The organism is Promicromonospora thailandica (assembly GCF_024171955.1).
In the GTDB taxonomy this organism is placed as follows: domain Bacteria; phylum Actinomycetota; class Actinomycetes; order Actinomycetales; family Cellulomonadaceae; genus Promicromonospora; species Promicromonospora thailandica.
In genome coordinates, this window is the sequence record NZ_JAMTCS010000011.1 from 22,656 (window position 1) to 43,611 (window position 20,956).

14 protein-coding genes are annotated in these 20,956 nt (G+C 70.3%); 7 read left to right on the top strand and 7 right to left on the bottom strand.

All coding sequences use genetic code 11. The annotated features are described in order from the left end of the window. Position 1 precedes the first annotated feature (1 nt). The gene (locus APR03_RS17435; RefSeq protein WP_253837625.1) at positions 2-364 is read left to right on the top strand and encodes a DUF3499 domain-containing protein; all 363 of its coding nucleotides are present in this window, start codon (positions 2-4) and stop codon (positions 362-364) included. A 73-nt stretch (positions 365-437) separates the two neighbouring features. Here the strand turns inward: APR03_RS17435 and manA are convergent, their stop codons facing one another. The 3 genes from manA to APR03_RS17450 all read right to left on the bottom strand — a co-directional run bounded on the left by manA (position 438) and on the right by APR03_RS17450 (position 3,423). Beyond that, a complete protein-coding gene (manA, locus tag APR03_RS17440; protein WP_253837627.1) occupies positions 438-1,676 on the bottom strand; it encodes a mannose-6-phosphate isomerase, class I in 1,239 nt (412 codons plus the stop codon). 66 nt (positions 1,677-1,742) lie between these two features. Next, positions 1,743-2,990 (bottom strand): hypothetical protein, encoded by a 1,248-nt coding sequence (locus tag APR03_RS17445; protein WP_253837629.1) that lies wholly within the window; start codon positions 2,988-2,990, stop codon positions 1,743-1,745. A 91-nt stretch (positions 2,991-3,081) separates the two neighbouring features. Beyond that, complete coding sequence (locus APR03_RS17450) at positions 3,082-3,423, bottom strand: helix-turn-helix domain-containing protein (RefSeq protein ID WP_253837631.1); 342 nt, start codon at positions 3,421-3,423, stop codon at positions 3,082-3,084. A gap of 210 nt (positions 3,424-3,633) precedes the next feature. On the opposite strand from APR03_RS17450, the gene APR03_RS17455 reads away from it, so the two are divergent. From APR03_RS17455 to APR03_RS17480, 6 genes are all read left to right on the top strand, one after another. Further along, positions 3,634-5,820, top strand: coding sequence for a S1 family peptidase (locus APR03_RS17455; RefSeq protein ID WP_253837633.1), 2,187 nt, complete (start codon positions 3,634-3,636; stop codon positions 5,818-5,820). 38 nt (positions 5,821-5,858) lie between these two features. Further along, the gene (locus APR03_RS17460; RefSeq protein WP_253837634.1) at positions 5,859-9,272 is read left to right on the top strand and encodes an ALF repeat-containing protein; all 3,414 of its coding nucleotides are present in this window, start codon (positions 5,859-5,861) and stop codon (positions 9,270-9,272) included. 565 nt (positions 9,273-9,837) lie between these two features. After that, complete coding sequence (locus APR03_RS17465; RefSeq protein ID WP_253837635.1) at positions 9,838-10,353, top strand: hypothetical protein; 516 nt, start codon at positions 9,838-9,840, stop codon at positions 10,351-10,353. Continuing rightward, entirely contained in the window at positions 10,350-11,627 is a 1,278-nt protein-coding gene (locus APR03_RS17470; protein ID WP_253837636.1) for a S1 family peptidase, read from the top strand. The genes APR03_RS17465 and APR03_RS17470 overlap by 4 nt, the downstream gene beginning before the upstream one ends. A 361-nt stretch (positions 11,628-11,988) precedes the next feature. Beyond that, positions 11,989-13,308 (top strand): SpoIID/LytB domain-containing protein, encoded by a 1,320-nt coding sequence (locus APR03_RS17475; RefSeq protein WP_253837637.1) that lies wholly within the window; start codon positions 11,989-11,991, stop codon positions 13,306-13,308. Positions 13,309-13,399: 91 nt separating this feature from the next. After that, positions 13,400-14,581 carry a capsular polysaccharide synthesis protein gene (locus tag APR03_RS17480; RefSeq protein WP_253837638.1) on the top strand — a complete coding sequence of 394 codons (1,182 nt, stop codon included), beginning with the start codon at positions 13,400-13,402 and terminating at the stop codon, positions 14,579-14,581. A gap of 6 nt (positions 14,582-14,587) precedes the next feature. Here APR03_RS17480 and APR03_RS17485 read toward each other — a convergent pair whose 3' ends face one another. The 4 genes from APR03_RS17485 to APR03_RS17500 form a co-directional block, all read right to left on the bottom strand. Beyond that, positions 14,588-16,936, bottom strand: a complete 2,349-nt coding sequence (locus tag APR03_RS17485) for a polysaccharide pyruvyl transferase family protein (protein WP_253837639.1) — start codon at positions 16,934-16,936, stop codon at positions 14,588-14,590. 14 nt (positions 16,937-16,950) lie between these two features. Then, positions 16,951-18,273 carry a glycosyltransferase family 29 protein gene (locus tag APR03_RS17490; protein ID WP_253837641.1) on the bottom strand — a complete coding sequence of 441 codons (1,323 nt, stop codon included), beginning with the start codon at positions 18,271-18,273 and terminating at the stop codon, positions 16,951-16,953. Positions 18,274-18,355: 82 nt separating this feature from the next. Then, positions 18,356-19,480, bottom strand: coding sequence for a polysaccharide pyruvyl transferase family protein (locus APR03_RS17495; protein WP_253837643.1), 1,125 nt, complete (start codon positions 19,478-19,480; stop codon positions 18,356-18,358). Positions 19,481-19,701: 221 nt separating this feature from the next. Further along, positions 19,702-20,952 (bottom strand): glycosyltransferase family protein, encoded by a 1,251-nt coding sequence (locus tag APR03_RS17500; protein WP_253837644.1) that lies wholly within the window; start codon positions 20,950-20,952, stop codon positions 19,702-19,704. Between the last annotated feature and the right edge of the window lie 4 nt (positions 20,953-20,956).

The following is a 20,956-nucleotide window of genomic DNA, read 5'->3' on the forward strand; positions in this document are numbered from 1 at the left end:
CGTGAGATCGGTGAGACAGTGTTCGCGCTCGGCCTGCACCAACGCGGCCGTGGCGACGCTCACGTACGTGTACGCGGACTCGACAGCGGTTCTGGGTCCGCTTGCGCACCTGGCCGAGCCCCACAGCTACGACCTGTGCGCGGAGCACGCCGAGCGGCTGACCGCGCCGCGGGGGTGGGAGGTGGTGCGCCTCATGCCCGAGTTCGAGGACGCCGGGCCGAGCCCCGACGACCTGTCCGCCCTGGCCGACGCCGTGCGCGAGGCCGGCCGGGTGCGCCGTCCCGCGGAGCCGCCGACGGTCACCGAGACCGCCCGCCGCGGCCACCTGCGCGTCCTGCGCGCGGACGACGACAGCTCGGCCTGACCCCTCACGTTGAGTGCTGGACATTCGCCCTCTCGAACCGGTTCGGGAGGGCGAACATCCAGCACTCAACGGGTTACGGGACCCAGGCGCAGACCGCGTGGCCGGCGCCCGTGAGGGTGAGGTTGCCGGCGTCGTGCGGCACGAAGACCGAGTCGCCCTGGGCGAGGCGCTGCGGCCCGTCCTCGGCCCGGTCCGCGTCGAGGGTCAGCTCGCCGTCGAGGCACAGCAGGATGCGCGGGCCCGTGGCCGGCAGGGCGACGGCCTCGGCGGGGTCGACGTCCGCCGTCGTCAGCGCGAACTCCGTGACCGGCACGCGGTAGGTGTGCACCTGCCCGCGGCTGCCCGCCGTCGACACCTCCGGGGCGAACGGCTGCTGCGGCGCGAACGTGGTGCAGGCGACGAGGTTCTCCTCGTCCACGAGCTTGGTGGTCAACCCGGCGCGCAGCACGTTGTCGGACGAGGCCATGATCTCGATGCCCACCCCGGACAGGTAGGCGTGCACCACGCCCGCGGGCGTGAACGCCGCCTCGCCCGGCTCCAGCGAGAAGCGGTTGAGCATGAGCGAGGCGATGGCGCCCGGGTCGCCGGGGTGCTGGTCCGCCAGGTCGATGACGGTGCGGTCGGCACGCTCGAACGGCGAGCCCGCGGCCAGGCGGGCCCGCACCGAGTCGAGGGTGGCCTGGATGTCGGCGGCGCACTCCTCGTCCGCGCGCGCGGACAGCAGGTGGTTGAACGCGTCCCGCATGCCGTCGTGCCCGCGGTCGTTCAGCAGGGCCGTGCGGACGCCCGCGACGAGGTCGCCGTCCAGGCCGTCGAGCACGTCCAGGATGGTGCGCGGCGTCCGGAAGCCCGCCAGACCCTCGAACTGCGAGAGCGCCACGATCATCTCGGGCTTGTGCTGGTCGTCCTTGAACGAGCGCTTCGGCGACGACAGCGACATGCCCGCCTTGTTCTCGCGCGCGAAACCCTCACGGGCCTGGCGCGGCGACGGGTGCACCTGGAGCGACAGCGCCTTGCCCGCGGCCAGCACCTTCAGCAGGTAGGGCAGGCGCGGACCGAACTGCTCCGCCACGCGGTGCCCGAGCGTCTGCACCGGCGCCTCGCGGACCAGGCGGTCGAGCGCCACGTCGTCGTCCTCGATCACCGTGACCGACGGCGCACTGGTGTGCGCCCCGAGCCACAGCTCCGCCTGCGGCTGCCCGTCCGGCGTGGTGCCGAGCAGCTGCGGGATCGCGTCGACCGACCCCCAGTCGTACCGCTGGACGGTGTTGGTCAGCGGCAAAGGGGCGTGGAACTGGGCTACGGCAAGCACCGCGCAAGGATAGCCCGGGCCTGCAGAGCCTTCGTGAAGGACCTGGGCGGACGGCGCGGTGGCGTGCTACGTCAGCGAATTAGAGCTGACGACAGGGATGCGCGCGAAGTCTGCCGCGGCCGCGAGCGCGAGTGGCTGCCGGCACGACACGGGCACATGGGTGCCGTCGTCGAGCACGAGCCAGTGCCACCGGGTGCGTCCGCCGACGAGCCCCGGGTGGGCGCCGCTGATCAGGCCGGTGACGACGAGGTCGTGGCGGCTCCCGGACGGGTCGGACGGCGTCAGCCGCACGAGGCGGGAGTCGTATGACAGCGAGAGCGTCCACCGGCCGGGCGGCAGGACGGTGCTGCCTGTGACGGGCGGCTGCGGTGGCAGCACGCGAACCTTGACGGCGAGCGGCTCCTCGTCGGGAGCGCGCGCGGCGTCCGCGGCGTCCGCGGCGACGTGGGGCAGCAGCGGCAGCCCCACCCACCGCTGGCGGTCCCGGGTCTCGGTCTGTGCCATCCGGTGGGCGAAGCGCATGCGACGCACGTAGCGGTACCACGCGCCCCCAACGGGCGGCAGCAGCACGAGCGACACCAGCAGCGGCAGCGTCCCACCAGCGCGCTGCAGGCGCACCGAGAGTGCGACCAGCACGAGGAGGCCGAGCAGGAGGAAGCTGTACGTCCAGCCGCGCAGCGCCTCCTGGCCACGGACACGGTCGGTGTGGCCGTACCGCGCGTACACCGTGTCCACGAACGGGCGCTCGGCGACCTCGAAGATACCGGCGGCGCGGTACGGGTGCACCGACTCGGGGTCCGTGTCGAGATCGCGTTCCTCGCCCACGTCACCACCCACGGGCAGAGCCAGCACCGCCTCGTCGTGGATCGCCAGTGACCAGGCCTTCCGAAGGTCCCACGCCCGCGTCCACCGGCGGCGGTACCAGGCCCAGGCGGTCCAGCCCACGGCCAGCACCACAGTCCCGGTGAGCGCGGTGCCGGAGGACGGTCCCTCTACCGGCAGCCCGATCCGAGAGGCGAGGTATGCCGCGCCCGGCAGGGCGCCCACCAGGTGAACCACAACCAGCGCTCCACCGGCGGCGAGCCGGGAGAGGCCGAGGTCGAGGCGCTCCGCGTGGCCGAGGTAGGTCGACGCTTGCGCGTACCAGTCCGCGAACGTCGCTGGGAGCGGTACGTCCCGCGGGTGCGGGGGCTGGTCGCCGTGCCGTCGCGAGAGATCTCTCGGTCGAGGTGCCGCCAGCGCCGGGACCACGCCCCAGAAGGTCCGGCGCTCCCCGGCGGCGTGCGGCCGTGCCCATGCGGATGTCCTGTGCACGTAGCCCATCAGACGACTGCGGCTGGGCCGTTGAGATCCGTGAGCGTGCCTCGTCCGGTACTGCTTCGCCGCTGCTGCAGACCGTTGACGGTCATGGGGCTGGTCGGCTCGCCGCGGCGCCGTGGGCGCTGGCCACGACCGGTTCCGGTACGGACCGTGACGGGGTGAGGGAGGCAATCTCCGCGTACGTCTCGAGGAGGGTGTCGACGAGTCCGAGCACCTTGGTACCCAGAGGAGTCACCACGGTCTCCCGCCCTGTGAAGACGATCAGGTCGTCCGCGAATGCGATCCGCAGCTTGGCGAGGTGCTTGTCGATCGCGGTGCTGGAGATCCCGAGAGCTGCGGCTGCCGCGGTAATGCCCCCCGTGCGCTCGATGGCGTGCAGGGCACGCAGGTTGGGTGTGGTGAAGCCGGGTGTCGCGGTGGTGTCCATGAACCCCCCTGAGGCGTGGATACGGCAAACATGACCGTAGTTGGGCAAACCTTTGAAAAGGAGGGCCTGGACGAAAACACCCGGGTGAAACGGACAACCACCCGGGTGAAACCCTGGTCGACCAGCCTGAGGTTGGCCCGGCCGGCCTGAGGTTGGTACCAACCCCGGGATGGTGTCGGCAGCGTGGGATCGGTCCTTAACCTCGCGGCTGTGATCAGTTCCTGGCAAGGCCGGACGTCGGCGATCTCTGCAGCCGTGGTGTTCTTGGCGACTCTGACTGTCCTTCCTGGCGCGGCCGTCGTCGGTCCCGCGGACGAGACCTACGCTTTCACTGCCCGTATCGATATCGGTGACGGGCAGCGTGTCTGTTCGGGAGCGCTGGTCGCGCCGCAGTGGGTCCTGACCGCGGCAAGCTGTTTTGCTGACCAACCCGCGACCGAGCTCCCGGCGACCGGGCCGCCGGCATTGCCGACAGAGGTCATCGTGGGACGCGCGGACCTGACGACCGCGGCAGGTCAGGTCCGGGCCGTGATCGAGGTCGTGCCGCACGACGACCGCGACCTGCTGATGGCTAAGCTCGCGACGCCTGTCAAGAACATCGGCCCCGCTACGATCGCAGCGTCCTCAGCTCCGGCGTCGGAGTCGGTCGTGGTGCCGGGTTACGGGCGGACGGCGGACGAATGGTCCCCTTTGCTTCGGCACGCCGGCCGCTTCACGACGGGAACGGTCGGTGACAGCGACCTCATGCTCACCGGCGGTGACGGTTCGGCGATCTGTGCCGGCGACGCGGGCGGACCGGTGTTGGCTGATGGTGCTGCGGGCAGCGAGCTCGTCGGCGTGGTAAGTCGGTCCTGGCAGGGGGGCTGCTTCGGAGCCGACCCGGCTGAGGACCGCACGGACGCGGTCGCCGCACGCGTCGACGACATCCGATCCTGGGTGGTGGGCACCGCGAACCGGGATGGCTGGGTCGACTTCGACTGTGACGGGGTACGTGACGTAGCGATCGGTGATCCGGGCGCGACAGTCGGCGGGATGGCAGAGGCCGGACACGTTCGCGTCACCTATGGCGGGACAGGTCAGACGGTCACGATCACCCAGAACTCCGACGGGGTGAGTGACGACGCGGAGGCCAACGACCGGTTCGGGTACACGCTCGCGACCTTCGAGCGCAACGCGGACGGGTGCACCGACCTTGCGATCGGGACGCCGTACGAGAACGCCGGCCGAGGAATCGTCCATGTGGTGTACGGGTCGCCGGAAGGCTTGCTGCGTGGCCCTGCGGGTGCGACGTTCCAGCAGGGCACAGGAACCGGCGCCCTTGCGCAGGCCACCGACGTGTCGGGCGACCAGGTGGGCTGGGCCCTCGCCGCCGGCCGTATGCAGGACGGCACCGCCTACCTTGCGATCGGCGCGCCGGGTAAGAACGTGGGCACCACGGAGGCGGGGGTCAACGCCGGAGTTGTCTACTACGTGCGAGGGTTCGAGAGCTCGACCGTCATCACCCAGAGTCAGCCGGAGGTGTTCGGAGCGAGCGAGGCTTACGACGCCTTCGGGTATGCCGTCGCGGCCGACGCGAGGCATCTCGTGATCGGGGCACCCGGGGAGTCCCTTAATTCCGGAGCATCGAACACCGGCTTCGTGCACATCGTGAACCATCCGGCCCAGGTAGGGGGCGGCTTCACGGAGGTCGCCGCCTTCGCGCAGGACTCGACCCGCATATCGGGCGAAGCGCTCGACGACGATCGGTTCGGCGCGGCCGTCGACGTCGTACGGAGCAGCCCGTCCGGTGCCCTGGCGGATGCCGACTCGATCGTGGCGATCGGTGTACCCGGTAAGGATGTGGGAACTGCGTCGCAAGCTCTGCCGGCCGCTGAAGGCCGGGTGGTCACACTGCGCGTCGGCGCAGCAGGTGACTGGAACCAGCTGCACGAATACCACCAGGACGTGCCAGGTGTGGACAGCGACGCGGCTCGCAACGAGCGGTTCGGCACGAGCGTGGCCCTGCAAGCACTGTCGGAGCGCCCAGGCTCGGCTCCGGAGGTCGTCCTGGCCGTGGGTGTGCCCGGGGACGTGGTACCTACCGGCGCCGGCGGTAGTGACCAGGCATCCGGAAGCATCGCCGTCTTCTCGGCGCAGGATGAGCCGGCCGCCTTCCAACGGAGCGTCTACTTCCCGAGTGCTCTGCTTCCCGGGTCGACCGCGGCGGGCAACACCGGTCTCGGCAGCGTCGTAGCCGCGACCGACGAGTATCTCTACATCGGTCTGCCCCGCGGGCAGTTCCCTCAGGGGCGGGCCTGGGCGCTGCCCTGGTCGTCCGTCACCGGCGGCCCTGCGGCGCCGCTGATCACCTATGAGCCGGGCGCTTCCGGCGCCCTGTTCGGCGCGGCGATCCGCTAGCCAGGTCCCGGCCTTCCATTCGTTGAGAGGACAGCGCAATGTCATCGGAGTCACCGTTCGTCCTGAACCGGCGTCAAGCGCTCACCCTCTTCGCGGGTGTCGCAGCGCTCGGCGCTCTGCCGACCTGTACGCCTCTGGGCGCCCGCTCAGCGTTCGGCGCCGAAGCCACCGTGCCGGCTGACTCGGGCCTTCCGGACACGGAGCGTGGGCAGGCGGTCTGGGCTTACAAGACCGGGGGCAAGGCGGTGCGTGCCGGTGCGGCCACCGCTCTCGCGGGGAGTGCGACTGACATCAGCACTTTCCTCCACGTCACTCTCCCCGCCGCTCGTGCTGAAGACAATCTGTTCGCGCTGGCGGCAGCGCTCCCGTACGCGGGCCGGGCGACACGAGACGGGATTGTCGATGCTGTCGCGGGCGGTGAGGGCGCCGTTGACGCGTTTCTTGGAGGCGGGTACGGCGTCGCGGTGCACGAAGACTTGAACGTCGCGGTGGCGACGCTGCTCGGCAAGGGCGGTCCAGCCGTCCGTCGTGAGGCAACGGCCGCTCTCGACGACGGAAGCTTCGAGGCGTTGCAAACCTTTCTCGAAGGCGGCCAGTTCGTAGCGCAAGAGGAGGACGACCAGGTTCAGGTCGCTGCTATTCATGCAACAGCATCGCCGCAGGTTCGCGAGTACGCCGAGCGCGCACTGCTGGACGGCTCACCCGAAGCGATCAGACAGTTCTTGGTATCCGGCCAGTACATCGCTCGAGCTCGTGACGAGGAATCGGCCACAATCGAGCAACTGGTTGCGATCGTCGAGTCCGAGGGGCGACGGGCGGACGTCCAGACACAACGTGCCGTGACACTTTCCGCGCAGGCTGTGGAAGCAGCCGCGAACGCGAAGGCTGCCGCACAAGAAGCGAAGGTCGAGGCGGAAGCGGCGCAGGACGACGTTGAGAGGTCTGCCAGGGCCGCTCAGAGCGCCGCGCGAGCGGCGAAGGACGCTGCCTCAGCGGCGTCGACTGCCGTATCGGCGTCCAGAACAGCGCAGTCTGCGGCTCAGCGAGCAGCCACCGCTTCCCAGGCGGCTGGCTCTGCGGCCGCGTCGGCCGGCCGCGCTGCCGCGACGGCCTATAACGCTTCGATCGCTGCATCGAACGACGCGTCCAAGGCATCGGCCGCGCGGTCGGCAGCCGAAGGAGCCCGCGACGCAGCGGCGCGTGCCAGGACCGCGGCTGCGGCGGCTGACCATGCGGCGACCGCCGCAGGCGAAGCAGGGAGTGCCAGCGCAGCGGCGGCGAGTGCCGCAAACAACGCTGCTGCGGCCGCGGCTGCGTCGGCTGCGGCGGCGGACGCGGCCGGAGTTGCGCAGGCCGAGGCTGCCGCTGCAAGAAAGGCCGCCGTAGAGGCGGACGACGCCGCAAGGAGGGCCACCCAGGCCGCAGGCACGGCCCAAGCGCTCGCCGGAAGAGCGGCTGCCGCTGCCCGCGTGGCGCGGGACGCAGCAAACAGTGCTGCCGGCCATGCCGAAAACGCGGCCGACGCAGCTGACGAGGCAGCGGACCACGCCGGAGAAGCAATTGATTACGCCAATCGCTCTACGGCCGCTGCTCGTTCTGCTCTTCAGGCGGCTAACGCGGCGGCAGACGCCGTCGGGGAAGCGCGGGCCGTCGAGGCTGCGGCCCGGGACGCGGAAGCCGCCCGACTCGCCGAGGATACCGAGGCGGCGATCGCAGAAGCACGACGGCGTGCCCAGTCAGAAGCCGTGCTGGCCGACAGGATCGCTCGATCGCAGACGCAGGAAGCCCTGATGTCTGACGAGATCAAAGACTTGATTGCTGCGGCTGAGACACATCTGGGAGCCGGAGCGACGGAACATGCGGTCCGTGAAGGTAGGCAGGCGGCCGCCAAACTGTTGGAAGCCACGGGAGGCTGGACCCGTGACGCCGCCGAGTTCGCCCTCGCCGGTGGCGATCAAGACGTTGTCAACTGGCTTGAGGTCGACCGACGGCTTGCTCAGCAGCAGGACGAACGAGAGACAATTCTCTTGGTTGCGCGAGTTGCGACGGCGAACGTCGCCAGGTCTGCCGCCGAAGCCCTCGAGAGCGATGCCACCGACGCAGCGCGGACATTCATCGAACGGGGTGTTGTCGAAGCAGCGCACGAGGACAACACCGTCAACATCGCGCGGATCCTAGCCAGCGGACCTGGCCCGGCTGTAGAAGCTGCGGCCGTCGCGGCGCTCGACCTCGGCACTGCGGAGGCGGCGCATGAGTTCTTCAAGGTTGGACTACCTCAAGCCACGCAAGAGGACGACGAGGTGGAGATCGCGCGTCTCCTCGCAAGTGGTGGACCGTACACGCGCGCAGCTGCGAGGGTCGTTCTCGAGGGCACGAGCAGTATGCGGCGTTCGTTCGTGAGCGATAGGCAGTATGACGTCGCTCAGCTCGACCACGATTATGCGACGCATGTCAGCGCGATACGCGCTTCCATCGCGGCAGCGGCGCGAACCGCCGCTGAGGCACTCCGCGACGCAGCGCGCGCGTCGGCGGCCGCAGCGCGCGCAAGAGACGCTGCCGATGAAGCGGCGATATGGGCAGGTCGTGCGGACGGGTACGCCACAGACGCGGAGCGCGCTGCAGGGGACGCTCGTGACAATGCGGACGCGGCCGACCACGCCGCACACCAGGCGGCCCAGAGCGCAGTACGTGCACGCGAGGCCGCGGTTGTGGCGCGGTCTGCCCGTCGGCATGCGAACTACTCCGCCAAGCGCGCGATGGTGTCGGCGCGAGAAGCGGTCACTTTTGGCAGGCAGGCTCAGGCATCCGCTACCAGTGCGCGTGCTGCAGCAATCGCGGCTGGCCAGGACGCGGCAGTGGCGGCGGATGCAGCCAGCGATGCTCGCCGCATCGCCGTTCAACGTGCGCAAGCAGAACTTGTTGCCCAGGCGCGCGCGGCAGCCGACACCACGCAACGTCATCAAGCGGACGGAACAAATCCAGCCGACGACGACCCGGACGTCAACGGAGAAGCTGACCTTTACTGCCCGTGGATCGATCCGGGAAGCCCGACAGCTAGGAACTGGGCCAGCACTCTCGACGAGATCAGCGCGTGGACCGGGATCATCGCCACCGTAACTGCTATCGGCGTGCCCGCAGCCACAGCGCTCGGAGGGGTGCCGGGTGCGCTCCTCTTGGCGGCGAACCGAGTCTTGTCAGGGGTCTCCACCATCACTGGCATCGCGAGCGTTGTCGCCACCGGTTTCGGTTACGGCTGGAGGAGCAGCGAATTCCATGAATCGTTGGGTTCGCAGTTCATAGGCATAGCGCTTGGTGGTATTGGAAGTGGGTTTACTAAACTGCACAAGAAGATTCTTCCGTCGGGTGACACGGTCGTCGAGGAGACGCTTGGTCGCGTGGCCGGTGAGGGCATCTACAGCGCGACGAGTTGGGTGATCGGGTTGTTCGATTGATCTCAGGAATGCCCTATCGGGAACGTTCGCAGGTCCCGATCCCCAAACACGAATGGGTCGTCATGGATGCTGAGTGGAATCCCGCGATATCACGATCTACCGTACCGGGGGCATCTGCGCACTCGCTCGCCCGTACGGAGTCATGGGCGCTAGGTATCTGCCTTGCCAGCCTTGTCGTCGCTGTGCCCCTGTGGGCGTCACGATTGGACTTGTGGTCCTTTCCGTTCTACATCGTCAGTGTTCTAGCCCTGGCCGTCAAGCGAACGGCTGACTCGATGGAAAGGGCGGCAGTCGCAAGAGAGGCCAAAGCTGGATATACGACTCTCAAGAGCGGGCCGCCGGACGTTGACTATGTCGACTCCAGGACTGGGCGGCTGGTGCGGTACGCCAACGAGGTCGTTGCGCCTGAAGAGGTCGACGAGCGGTTGCAGGCCGTGCGGCGCACGCGTACAAGCCCGACCGCGGAGCACGGGGGCTGAATCGCGGTGTGGACGATATCTAGTGATTTCCACTGTGCGCTCGGGCATTATCGAATCCAGAGGTTGGGATGAGAAAGGAACGGACGATGAAGATCGGGACGAATGTGCTTCGTGCAGGGGTTGGTGCTGCGCTGTTAGCCGCGATGGTGGGCGCCGGGGCCGCAGGGGCCGCGTTCTCCGCGGAGGCTTCGCAAGGTGACCTAGATGCCGATTTGCCGCCGTATGCAGTAGAGGACTTCAATTACCCCGGTGCAGAGCAGATCCTCGTCGAGCGCGGAATCGAGCTCAAGCGGGGTGACGGACACATCGTGCTCGCCGACTGCAGCGGTTCTAACTTGATTCGTATCTCCGCTCGCGGTCAGTCAAGTTTGACCGTTTGCTTTCGCGCGACTGGCAACGAAGGCTGGTTGACGCTCGAACTTCCCGGAGCGTTCCTCGTTCGGACGAACGATTACGAGAGCACGCATCTTGAGCTCGCGGCCTCCAGTGGCGATACTCAGTCGTTCGACGTGGGTCCCAACGACATCCAGTCGGTTGGTGAAGCGGACCCTGGTTCGGGTGGACAGCAGTTCGCGTTGCTCGAGATCAGGGTCAGCCGGTGATCCGTGCGCACTGGGTGTCGCGCTGGGCGTGGTCCTCGGGCCTGCTGGCGGCCCTCCTCGTGGCCCCACTCGTCACTCCCACCGCGTCGGCAGTTGGGGCAGCCCCGGACGACACCACCAACGGATTCGTGACTCGTCTGGACGTCGGTTCCGGTCAGCGCGCTTGCAGCGGGGCACTGGTCGCACCACAGTGGGTGCTGACGGCGGCGAGCTGCTTTGTCGAGGACCCCGCCGAGGGCCTGAACCTGGTCGCTGGGCCGCCCACCCTGTCGACCACCGCGACGATCGGCCGAGCGGACCTGACCACGAACACTGGACACGTACGCGACGTCGTCGCCCTGGTGCCCCACGGCGAGCGAGACCTCGTTCTGGCTCAGCTCGACGGCGCAGTGACGGGGGTGGTCCCGGTGGCCATCGCGGAGAGTTCGCCGACCGCGAGCGAGCAGGTGCAGGTTTCCGGTTTCGGTCGCACCGCCACGGAATGGGCGCCGCTGCGACGGCATGCCGGCACGTTCACCGTGGACTCCGTGGAGGGCGGCGCCGTCGCGATCACCGGCCTCGACGGTGCGGCTGTCTGTGCCGGAGACACCGGCGGGCCGGTCCTGCGCGCGACGGCTGGCAGCCCCGAGCTGGTGGCGGTCAGCAGCAGGTCGTGGCAGGGCGGATGCTTTGGTGGTGACCCCGCCGAGACGCGGACGGGTGCGGTCGCCAGCCGCGTGGACGACGTCAGGGACTGGGCCCAGCTCCAGATCGGGGACTACCTGACGGCCCGGAACGTGGTGCAGGCGGCCGTCGCTGATCTGCTCGGCCGGCCGGCCACTCCCGACGAGATCGCCGACTGGGCGCCGGTCGTGCTGTCCGAGGGTGGGCGGCCGCTCGCCACCTGGGTCGAGACGTCGACGGAGTACCGGGAACGACGGATCGTCGATGCCTTCCGGACGACGCTCGACCGCGACCCGAACGAGACCCAGCTCGACCGTCTCGTCGGCGAGGTCGCGGCTGGGAGAAGTCTCGATCTGATCCGGCCTGCTTTGATCTGGTCGGACGCCTACTACGCGCACGTGGGGGGAACGAACCGGGCGTTCGTCATCGCTGCCTACGAGGACATAGCTGGCCGCACGCCGCCGGACGCGACCGTCGACACCTTGGTCGGCCGAGTTCAGGCCGAGGGACGCCAAGCCGTCGTCGAGTATCTGTGGACGACCCCCCGCCGTGGTGGGCAACCGGGTGAGGGCGACATACCAGCTCTTCATCGGAAGGCAGCCCACCGATGAGTGGGTTGCGCCATGGACCGAGCGCATCATCACCGACCCGGGTCGGGGAGAGGTCGTGCTCCGCAGCTATCTCGTCGCTTCCCCTGGGTATGCGCTGGTGGCAGATCGAAGGTTCTCATGACGACGAAGACGAGCAGGTCACACTGGTGGCCGGGCCCGTGGCGGTCTTGCTGGTGATACCCGAGGTCGCTCTCCTCGTCGCCGGTGGCGGTGGCGTGACGTATGTGCCAGGTACCTCCGGACTGCCGGCTCCTGGTGCGGTGTTCTGGACCGCCATCGGCTGACGCCCGTCCGGGCAGCCGACCCCCCGCAGATGCCGGACGCTGCCCGTTGGGGCACAGTGGCACTCGGGGGTACGAAGATGTCGAACCAGGATGTCACCAGTCACCACAGGTCCGGCCGGGGGGCGTTCCGCCTGCTGGCGGCCGCCGGCGCCACCGCCGCACTGGCTCTCGGGCTGACCGTCGCGCCGTCCGCCCCGGCCACCGCCGCCGACGTGCCGGACTCCTTCACGATCTCCGGCTCCGGCTACGGCCACGGTGTCGGGATGGCGCAGTACGGCGCGTACCAGATGGCGCGGGAGGGGCGCTCGCCGGGACAGATCCTCGGGCACTACTACCAGGGCGCACGGAACGGCGCGGTGAGGACCCCACGCGACATCGACGTCCAGGTCTACGGGCCGGACCCGTACGGTGTCGACGGGTACGGCGACTCCGGGCCCACCCGCATCGACGTCAAGGGCGGCACCTGGGCGCTGCAGGCTCAGGGCCGCACGGTCGCGCGCGGCAGCGGGCCCGTCGAGCTCTCGGTGCGGCGGGGCGGCCTCGTCGTCCGCACGGACGGGCGCACCCACCGGTACGACCGGATGTGGCTGCTCTGGTCCGGCACGCCGCACTACCGGCCCGACGCGGCGCCGTCGGTCGCGCACGTGCGGGGCGCCCACGGCTCCTACCGGTGGGGCAGGCTGCAGCTCTCGGCGTCGGCGGGCGTGCCCAACGTGGTCAACCGGGTGCCCCTGAACGGTGCCTACCTGTTCGGCCTCGCCGAGATGCCCGCGTCGTGGGGCGCGCACGGCGGGCGCGCCGCCCTGGAGGCCCAGGCGATCGTGGCGCGGTCGTTCGCGCTGCTGCGCAGCGGGCAGTGGAAGGCGCGGTGCCGGTGCCACGTGGTGGACGACGTGCGCGACCAGCACTTCTCCGGCTTCAAGAACGAGAGCGGGGCCTCCGCTGGACACTGGATCGCCGCGGTCAAGGCGACGCGGACCTCGCTCACGCGCGCCCGGGTGCTGACCTGGTCCGGTCGGCCGGTCGAGGCCCACTACTTCTCGTCGAGCGGCGGGCGCACCGCGCACTCGGAGGACGTCTGGGCGTCCGAGGTGCCCTACGAGCGGTCGGTGGCCGACCCGTACAGCCTCCGGGCGCCGGGCAACGGTCATGCGAGCTGGAGCCGTCGGCTCACGCAGAAGGGTGCGCAGCGCCTGTTCGGGCTGTCCGAGGTCGCCTCGATCAAGATCGCCGACCGGTACCGCAGCGGTCAGGTAGCCGTGCTGGTCGCGAAGTCGCCGTCCGGGAAGTCAGCCACGGTGCGCGGCTCGGCCGACCACATCCGTTCGGTCGTCGGGAAGCACACCCGCGGCGGAAACGTCCCGTCCTCCTGGATCGACCGGGTGCGGTCGAACTGAGCTCGCTCCGGATCACCCGGGGTTTATCGCGACAGGAGCGAGCGAGCGGCTTAAATTTGCCGTGAACTCCTCCAGATGAACGGCAGACCACGTGGCCACGCTGAACGAGCGCTACAACTTCCTCCTCTCCCGCCTGTACGGCCGACTCGGCCGGCCCGGGCGCGCCGAGCGCGCCCTCGCACGGGCGACGGCGGGACCTGAGGCCGACCCCGCCTGGCTGCACCGCCTGGCCACCGCCCGTCGCCGGGCCCACGACCACGCCGGAGCGGCCGACGCGCTGGCGCGGGCGATCGACGGTCGTGGCGAGGACGCGCCGGGCCGCTGGTACTACGAGCTCGGCCGCGCCTCGGAGCTCGCGGGCCGGCTCGAGGACGCCGACGCCGCCTACCGGCGCTGGACCGCCCGCGAGCCGCTGCCCCGCGGCCTGGACGCCGTGCTGCTCGACCGCGGCGTGCAGCAGTTCGTGCCGCGGCGGGACGCCGTCCGCTTCGTGCTCGAGCGTCTGCCGGAGCTTCGCGCCGCCGCCGCGGCGCGAGAGGTCGTCCAGGACCGGTCGGAGACCGTGTGGGTGTACTGGGCGCAGGGCTTCGAGCAGGCGCCGGACGTGGTGCGGATGTGCCGCGCGAGCATGTCCCGGCACCTCACCCGCCCGGTCGTGGAGCTCACCGACGAGAACGTGGGCACGTATGTGACCCTGCCGGACGACATCGACACGATGGTCACCGACCGGACCGCACGGTCCGACCTGCTGCGCCTGGAGCTGCTCGCGCGGTACGGGGGTACGTGGTTCGACGCCACCTGCTACCTGCGGGGCGACGCGGGGGCGGAGATGGCCGACCACGCCCGGCCGTCCGGCTTCTTCGCCCCGGCCAAGGAGCGGACGACGATCGGCACGTGGAACATCACCGCCCGGCCGCGCCACCACCTCGTCACGATGACGCTGGAGGCGCTCTACGCCTACTGGCGGCGGGACGGCGCGCTGCCCCACTACTTCACGTTCCACCACCTCTTCGAGGCGCTGGCGCTCACGGACCCGCGGTCGGGCGAGCTGTGGACCGCGACGCCCCGGCTGTCGACCGCGCCGTCGCTGCGGCTCCGCCACTGGATGAGCCGGGACGTGACCGACGAGGAGTTCGACCGCGCGCTGTCCCGCGCGACGATCCACAAGCTCTCGTACAAGGCCGGCGCCGACAACACCGGTCCGCGCAGCGTGCTCGGCCGGTTGTACGCGGCGCAGGCGGCCGCGGGCGGCAACCCGCTCGCGACCGCCTGAGCGCCGTCAGACCGCGCGCAGAAGCACCGCGAGGGACTCGTCGTACTGTTCACGCAGCGACTCCCGGGCGCCGGCCACGGCCTTCCGGTACTGCCCTGGGTCGTCGAGCACGGCGCGGGTCAGCTCGAGCAGCCGGTCGCCCAGGTGCTCCTCGAAGATCGGCAGACCCCACTCGGGGTGCCCGACGTCCTCGAGGAAGTAGCGGAGCTTGGGGTGCGAGACCAGCGACACGATCGGGGTGCCCACTCCGAACGGGATCATGCCCGCGTGCCCGCGCATGCCGATCACCAGGTCGGAGTCCGCATAGAGCTGGAGGGCGCCGTCCACACCGAGCCGGAAGAGGCAGTCGACGGGCACCCGCGTGCCGTGCGTCGCGTACAGGTCCTGGGCGACCCGCTCGTCCCCGACGGTGTGCGCCGCGATCCGGATGTCGGCCAGCTCGCCTGCGGCACGGACGAACCGGTCCAGCTCGGCCAGGAAGCCGTCGTAACGACCCTTGAAGCGCAGGGCGGTCCGGTCGAACGCGATGTTGAGGTGGACCACGGGTCGGCGGCCGGGCTCGACGGCTCGCTCGACCCGGGCGCCCGGACCGTGCGGCAGGAGACCGAGGAAGGTGGTCGGGCACGGCATGTAGCGCACCCGATCCTGCAGCTCGGCGGGCAGCAGGTCCCGCACGCGGTCGATCGACCCGTGGTTGCGCAGGCCCACGAGCGTGGCACGCTCGACCGTCAGCCGCAGGGACTCCCCGAAGCGTGACCCGTGGATCTCCTGGCCCTCGAACAGGTTGTACCCCACGGCGACCAGACCCAGCGGCACCCGGAGCGACCGGAGGCTGTCGTCGGGCACGTTCCACTGCCAGCCGCTGTTCCCGTTCGGCATCGTGTCGGGCAGGAACAGTCCGCCACCACCGACCAGCACCGCATCGGTGGCGTTCGCGCGTTCGACGGCGGCCGCGTCGAACACCTGGTGCACGTGGACGCCGTTCCACGACTCGACCGGACGCACGGCGGCGACGCTCTCCCGGACCGCGACCGGCAGCAGCTCGTCGCCGTAGTTGCCGAGCTCGTCCATGTAGAACGCCGCGTGCGTGAGCCGCAGGCCGCCGGGCGTGGTCGTGGCCTGCACGCCCGCGTCGACCGAGCCCGCCCGGAGGCGCCCGTCCAGGGCGCGAGCCTTGGCATGCACAGGGTTCAGGTGCAGGGCGGCGTCGAGGTGCTCCCGTGCGGCCGCCAGGTCACCCGTGACCCAGGCGGTCTCGGACAGGAACTGCTCGGCCAGCCACGGTTCGGGTTCCTTGACCGCGAGCAGGCCGATCGCCGCGGCCTCGTCGTACCGGGACAGGGCACGCAGGTCCCCGGCAAGGCGAAGGGGATCGCTGATCCGGCCGGTCTGCCCGGCCACGGCCTGGCGGACGGCGACCGCCGCCGCGTAGCGCCCCTGCTGGGAGAGCGCGGTCGCCTCGGCGACCAGCCGCCCGACCTTGTCCACGTCGCGCGCCACGAGACGGTCGAGAAGCTCCGCGGGCACATCCCGGACCACATCGCGGTAGTGGCTCTCGAGCACGGGGTCGGTCGGTGCGCCACCGTCAGACAGGGCGAGATACCGGGCGAAGAACGCCAGGTGCGTCAGGTCGTAGGAGCGCCAGGTCGCCTCCAGCTCGGCGTAGCCGTGCTCACCGCCTGTCCAGGGCTTGTACCGGCCGGTGAAGTGCAGCACCCGCACGTCGCCCGGTTGCGATCGACCGGGCTGCGAAGCCTCCTTGGTCCAGTTGTAGGTGCGGTCGAGCCGGTGATACCCCGAACCCAGCACGGCGTTGAGGAGGCCCTGGCCGTGCTCGTCCGGCGCGTACGCGCCGTCGCTGCCCACGCGTTCCAGCCGTGCGACGAACTCGTCGCTCATGTGTTCCCGGCCGAAGACGAGCAGGCCCCCGTCGAACGCCGGGTCGTCGTCGCGGGACGACCGTGGCACGGCGGCGAAGGGCTCGGGGAGGTCGAAGAGACCCTCGATCTCTCCCAGCACCGTCATGTCGGTGCCCAGCGTGATCACGCGGTCGTAGTCGCGGAGGCGGAACGCGTCGAGGATCGCGTACATGGTGCCGGGGGCACCGCTCGACCCGCCGGGCCTGCGGAAGCGCTCGTAGAGCGCGGGGTCCACGCGGACGAACCGGACTCCGGGACGGAGCGTCCGGATCAGCGCGGCGTCGTCGCCCGGGAGCCCGTCGTGCAGGACCACGAGGTCAGCCGTCGAGCCGGGGTTGTTCAGGATCAGACTCTTCAGCAGGACGAGAAACCCTGCGAGGCTGTCGTGGTCCACGAAGCTCACATAGGCGCGCCTGGAGCCGTCGGTGATGGCCATTCCGTCAGTTCTCCTCAGCGCAGTGAGATCTTGCCCGGCCCGGTCGACACGGCACGGGAGAGTATCCAGTCGCGCTCGGCGGTGGGGGAGGGGGCCTCGGCGTCCGGGCGAAGGTCGAGCCCGAACAGGTCGATCGTGGTGCTCACGTCCAGGTAGTCCAGGAGCACGGTCATGGTGAGATGGGTGGTGGGCTCGGGCAGGGCGGCGCGGAGGGCGTGCGGCATCACCGTGCTGCGGGGCCAGCGGACCGACTCGTCGCCCACCCACCGCTGCGCCTCCGGCCTCAGCCGCTTGACCAGCGAGCCGACCCACTCCGCAGCGGGCGCGCCGCTGAAGGCGAGCCGGACGTCCACGGGGACGTCCCAGCCGCCGTCGTCCTGGAGGCTGGTGGCGTGGACGTCGGTCCGCGTGCCCGTCCGGGCCGCATCCAGGGCGAACGACCCACAGCGGATCACCACGTCGTAACCGTCGATCTCGGCCCCGTGCTCGCCCAGGGACCCGGTGGCGTTCCCGACGAGACAGATCCGCTTGCCTGCGAAGTACTCGCGCAGCCCGGACAGGTTGGCGGTACTGACGGCGGGGGGTTCGCCCGCCCAGCGGGTGCCCCTCTCCCACACACCCGCGCCCATCTCGGCGACGGTGGCGTCAAGGACCCCGCGGAGCACCGCCACGGGAGAACCTACGGCGACAGAGTGTGCGACCGTGCCGCGCAGCACGGCCAGATAGGGCTTCGACGCCGCCGCGTCGCCGTGGTAGGCGGCAGCGAGCTCCGCAGCGGCGTTCGTGGAGAGCTCGTCGGCCGACCCGGCGGCGAGGTCTCGCAGTGCGCTCGCGATGCGGGTGTCTTGCGACCGCTTGCGCGCAGTGACCCGCCACGGTTCCTCCCCGGCGGTCGGCCGGGTCGAGCCTGCGACGTCGCGCTGGACGGCGCGCGCCCGCTCGTCGCCCGGGCGGGCCTCGAGCACACAGCTCGCCGCCCGGAGCGCGAGCTGGTCGTCCAGCCCGACGAGCTGCCGGGCGACGTCGGTGAGCGACTCCACGACCGGGGCGTCGGTATGCCAGGCCCGGCGGTCGAGGCTCATGTCGAGCGCCGCTCCGGCCCGCGCCTCCGCGACCGTGACCCGGGCCTGGAACGCGACGACGGTCTGGACGACCAGCTCGTGGCGGGTCGTCGCGCTCGCCGACAGGTCCGCCGCGAAGACGGCCAGGTCCCGCACCAGTGCGGTGAACTCACGGTTGGTCCGCTGGGTGCGCGGCCCACCCTTGAGCGACTCGATGAGGCGCTGGCGCACCCGCCGCTTCGCTCCTTGCGAGAGCCGCCGCAGAGGCTGTTTCATCCTTGGTCCTTCGTGAGGTCCCTGTGCCCGGGCAGGTGCGCGGCACAGCCACTGGTACCGGACCAGCGGGAATCGGTGCGGTTCAGGACAGTATCTCCGCGAACGTGCGGGTCACGGCACGGCCGTTCGCGGCTGCGGACTTCCGTACACGCGCCCGGGTCCTCCGGTCTCCGATGACCGGCCGGATCGCTGCCGCGAGCCGTTCGCCACCCTCCTCGCCACCGGTGAAGAAGGGGTGCTCGTCGGACGCGGTGCCCGACGCTACCACGTCGTAGAGCGACCTCGTCTTGTGCGAGTTGGAGTGCATCAGCACGAACGGCGTACCACCAAGGGTCGCCAGGATGCTGGGGTGGTAGCGGCCGGAGACCATCGCCGAGGCGTTCCACAGCAGGCGCGCGGCCGCGGTCAGCGGGACCTTCGGCTGGACCACCAGGGTGCCGGAGCCCTTGAGCGCCTTGATGTACTTCTCGTCGGGGCCGTCCGAGGCCGCGAAGACCGTCTCGACGCCGTCCTTCTTCAGTCGGGACCGCAGGGCGAGAGCGGTGGCCCGGAACTCGTCGGGGTCGACGTCGTAGATGGACGTCCCCGAGAGGACGACGTACGGCTGGTCGCTGTGCAGCAGACGCTGGACCGTGATCGAGAGCCCCTCCGTCTCCGGGGAGAAGGCCGCACGGTCGATGAGCGAGGTCCTCGTGGCGCCGGCCCAGGCGAACAGCGCGTCAGGGGTCCAGTCGGCCTGGAGCTGCGGGTACAGCTCCCGGTGGAGCTCGAGGCTCGACGGGTCCCGGTACCGGATCGAGTCGCACATCGAGAGCGTCTCCCCGACCTCGTCGATGACGAGCTTCTCGTGCTCGGGCCGGACCGGAGCGTAGGAAAGGATGCTGTTCAGGAGATGGACGGGCTTGCCCAGCAGCTTCGCCGCGCGCATCATCGCCATCGTCCGGACGAGCGTCAGCCGCTCCGTCAGGATGAAGTCGCCCTCGCCGTTGACGACGAGCTCGTCGGCGGCCGTGAGGGCCGCCCGTACCTCGCGGAGCCCGCGGGTCGCAGGCTCCGCCTCCGCGATGGCCTTGGCCAGCTCGTCGACGACGTGGAACCCGGACCGACCCTCGACCGCCTCGTCGATCTGCGACATCGGCTTGAGGATCCACTCGCTGATCGTCGAGGCGATGTGCCGGCCGGCGCTGTTCTCGACGATGCCTCCCATCGCGAGGCTCGTCGCCCGACCTCCCCAGTTCGAGCGCGTCAGGGGGTCGTGCAGCCGTAGGACACACGTCTTCGTCCGTGCCACGAGGGCGCTCCTCTCACAGCGGGCTCAGCGCCCACGAAGCCGGGGGCCGCGTGCCCCTGGCCAGATCACCCGCGAGCGTACCGAAGTTCGGCCCACGCTCTGACACCGTGGTGGTCCGCAGGGTGGTCCGCAGGGGGTCAGCGACGTGGCACACGGCCGAGGACTGCGCGCCGGACTCGGCGGTAGCGCTTCGCCAGGCGGTACACCCGGCCGGAGCGGAGCGCGTCGAGCTCGGCCCGCAGCGCGTCCCGCTCCCGGGTCAGCTTCTCGACCTGCGTGGTCGCCGTCCGGTGCTCGGCGACGGCCTTGTCCTTGGTGACGGTCGTCGAGCGCAGGAGCTGGTCCAGCAGCGACGAGGTGGCCGCCACGTCCCGCCCGACGGTGCCCGACGGCGGGCCGGTACGCGCGATCCGGGCCTGGAGGTCCTGCAGGGCCTCCGACAAGCGGTACCTCTGGGTCGCGCTGTCCCGGTAGGCACGCGCGAACGTGCCGCCGCTCTCCCAGCCGGAGACGAGCTCTTTCGCGAGCTGTTCCGGTGCCCGCTTGTCGAAGCCCCGTCCGGAGAAGTTCTTCGACGCCGCGTGGTCGACGTTGTTCGCGTCGAGCCAGCCCGGCCCCCCGAACCTGTCGTAGCAGAAGACGGCTCGGCCTGCGACGAGGGCGTACTGGACGGTCTTCCCGATGCTGACCACCGCGTCGTGAGCGCCCACGAGGGCCGGGTCGACCCGCTGTGGCGCCGCGCCCAGCTCGGTCTGCTGTCCGACGAGGGTCACGTCGAAGGTAGGCGTGACCAGCCGCAGAGCCCGGTGCAGGTCGGTGGGGATGTGGTTGGAGACGACGAGGAGCTTCGGTCGGGTGCCCACCGTGCGCTCGGGAAGGTCCGCGAACGGGTCGGGCGCAGGGTTCGGGAAGACGTGGAGCCGCTCCTTCTCGACGGTGTCGAAGAGCCCTCTGGCCACCTGCGCGTCGTGCGTCTCCGGCGAGTTGAAGACCACGGCGGAGGCCAGGGCGGCCTCGAGTCCCGGGACCAGGGGTGACTCCGCCGGAGCGTAGGCCGAGAGGTGCGCGAAGACGACAGGAGCGTCGACCGCTCCGCGCAGGACGGCGTCCGGCACGAGGTTGTGGTGTACCCACACGAGGGAGAAGGGGGCCGACGTCAGCCGGTCGTCCAGCCCCGACCACGAGGTCTCGCGCACCTCGACGCCGGGGACCGCGGTGAAGAGCGCCGCGATCTTCTCGTCGATCGACCGGGCCACCACCACGACCCGCGAGCCTGCGGCGGCGAAGTGCTCGGCCATCTCCAGCGAGATCATCTCCGACCCGCCCATGCCCCGCAGCCGACCCTGGGTGATCAGGACGTCGCCGCCCGCGAAAGGTGTTCCCGACATGGGG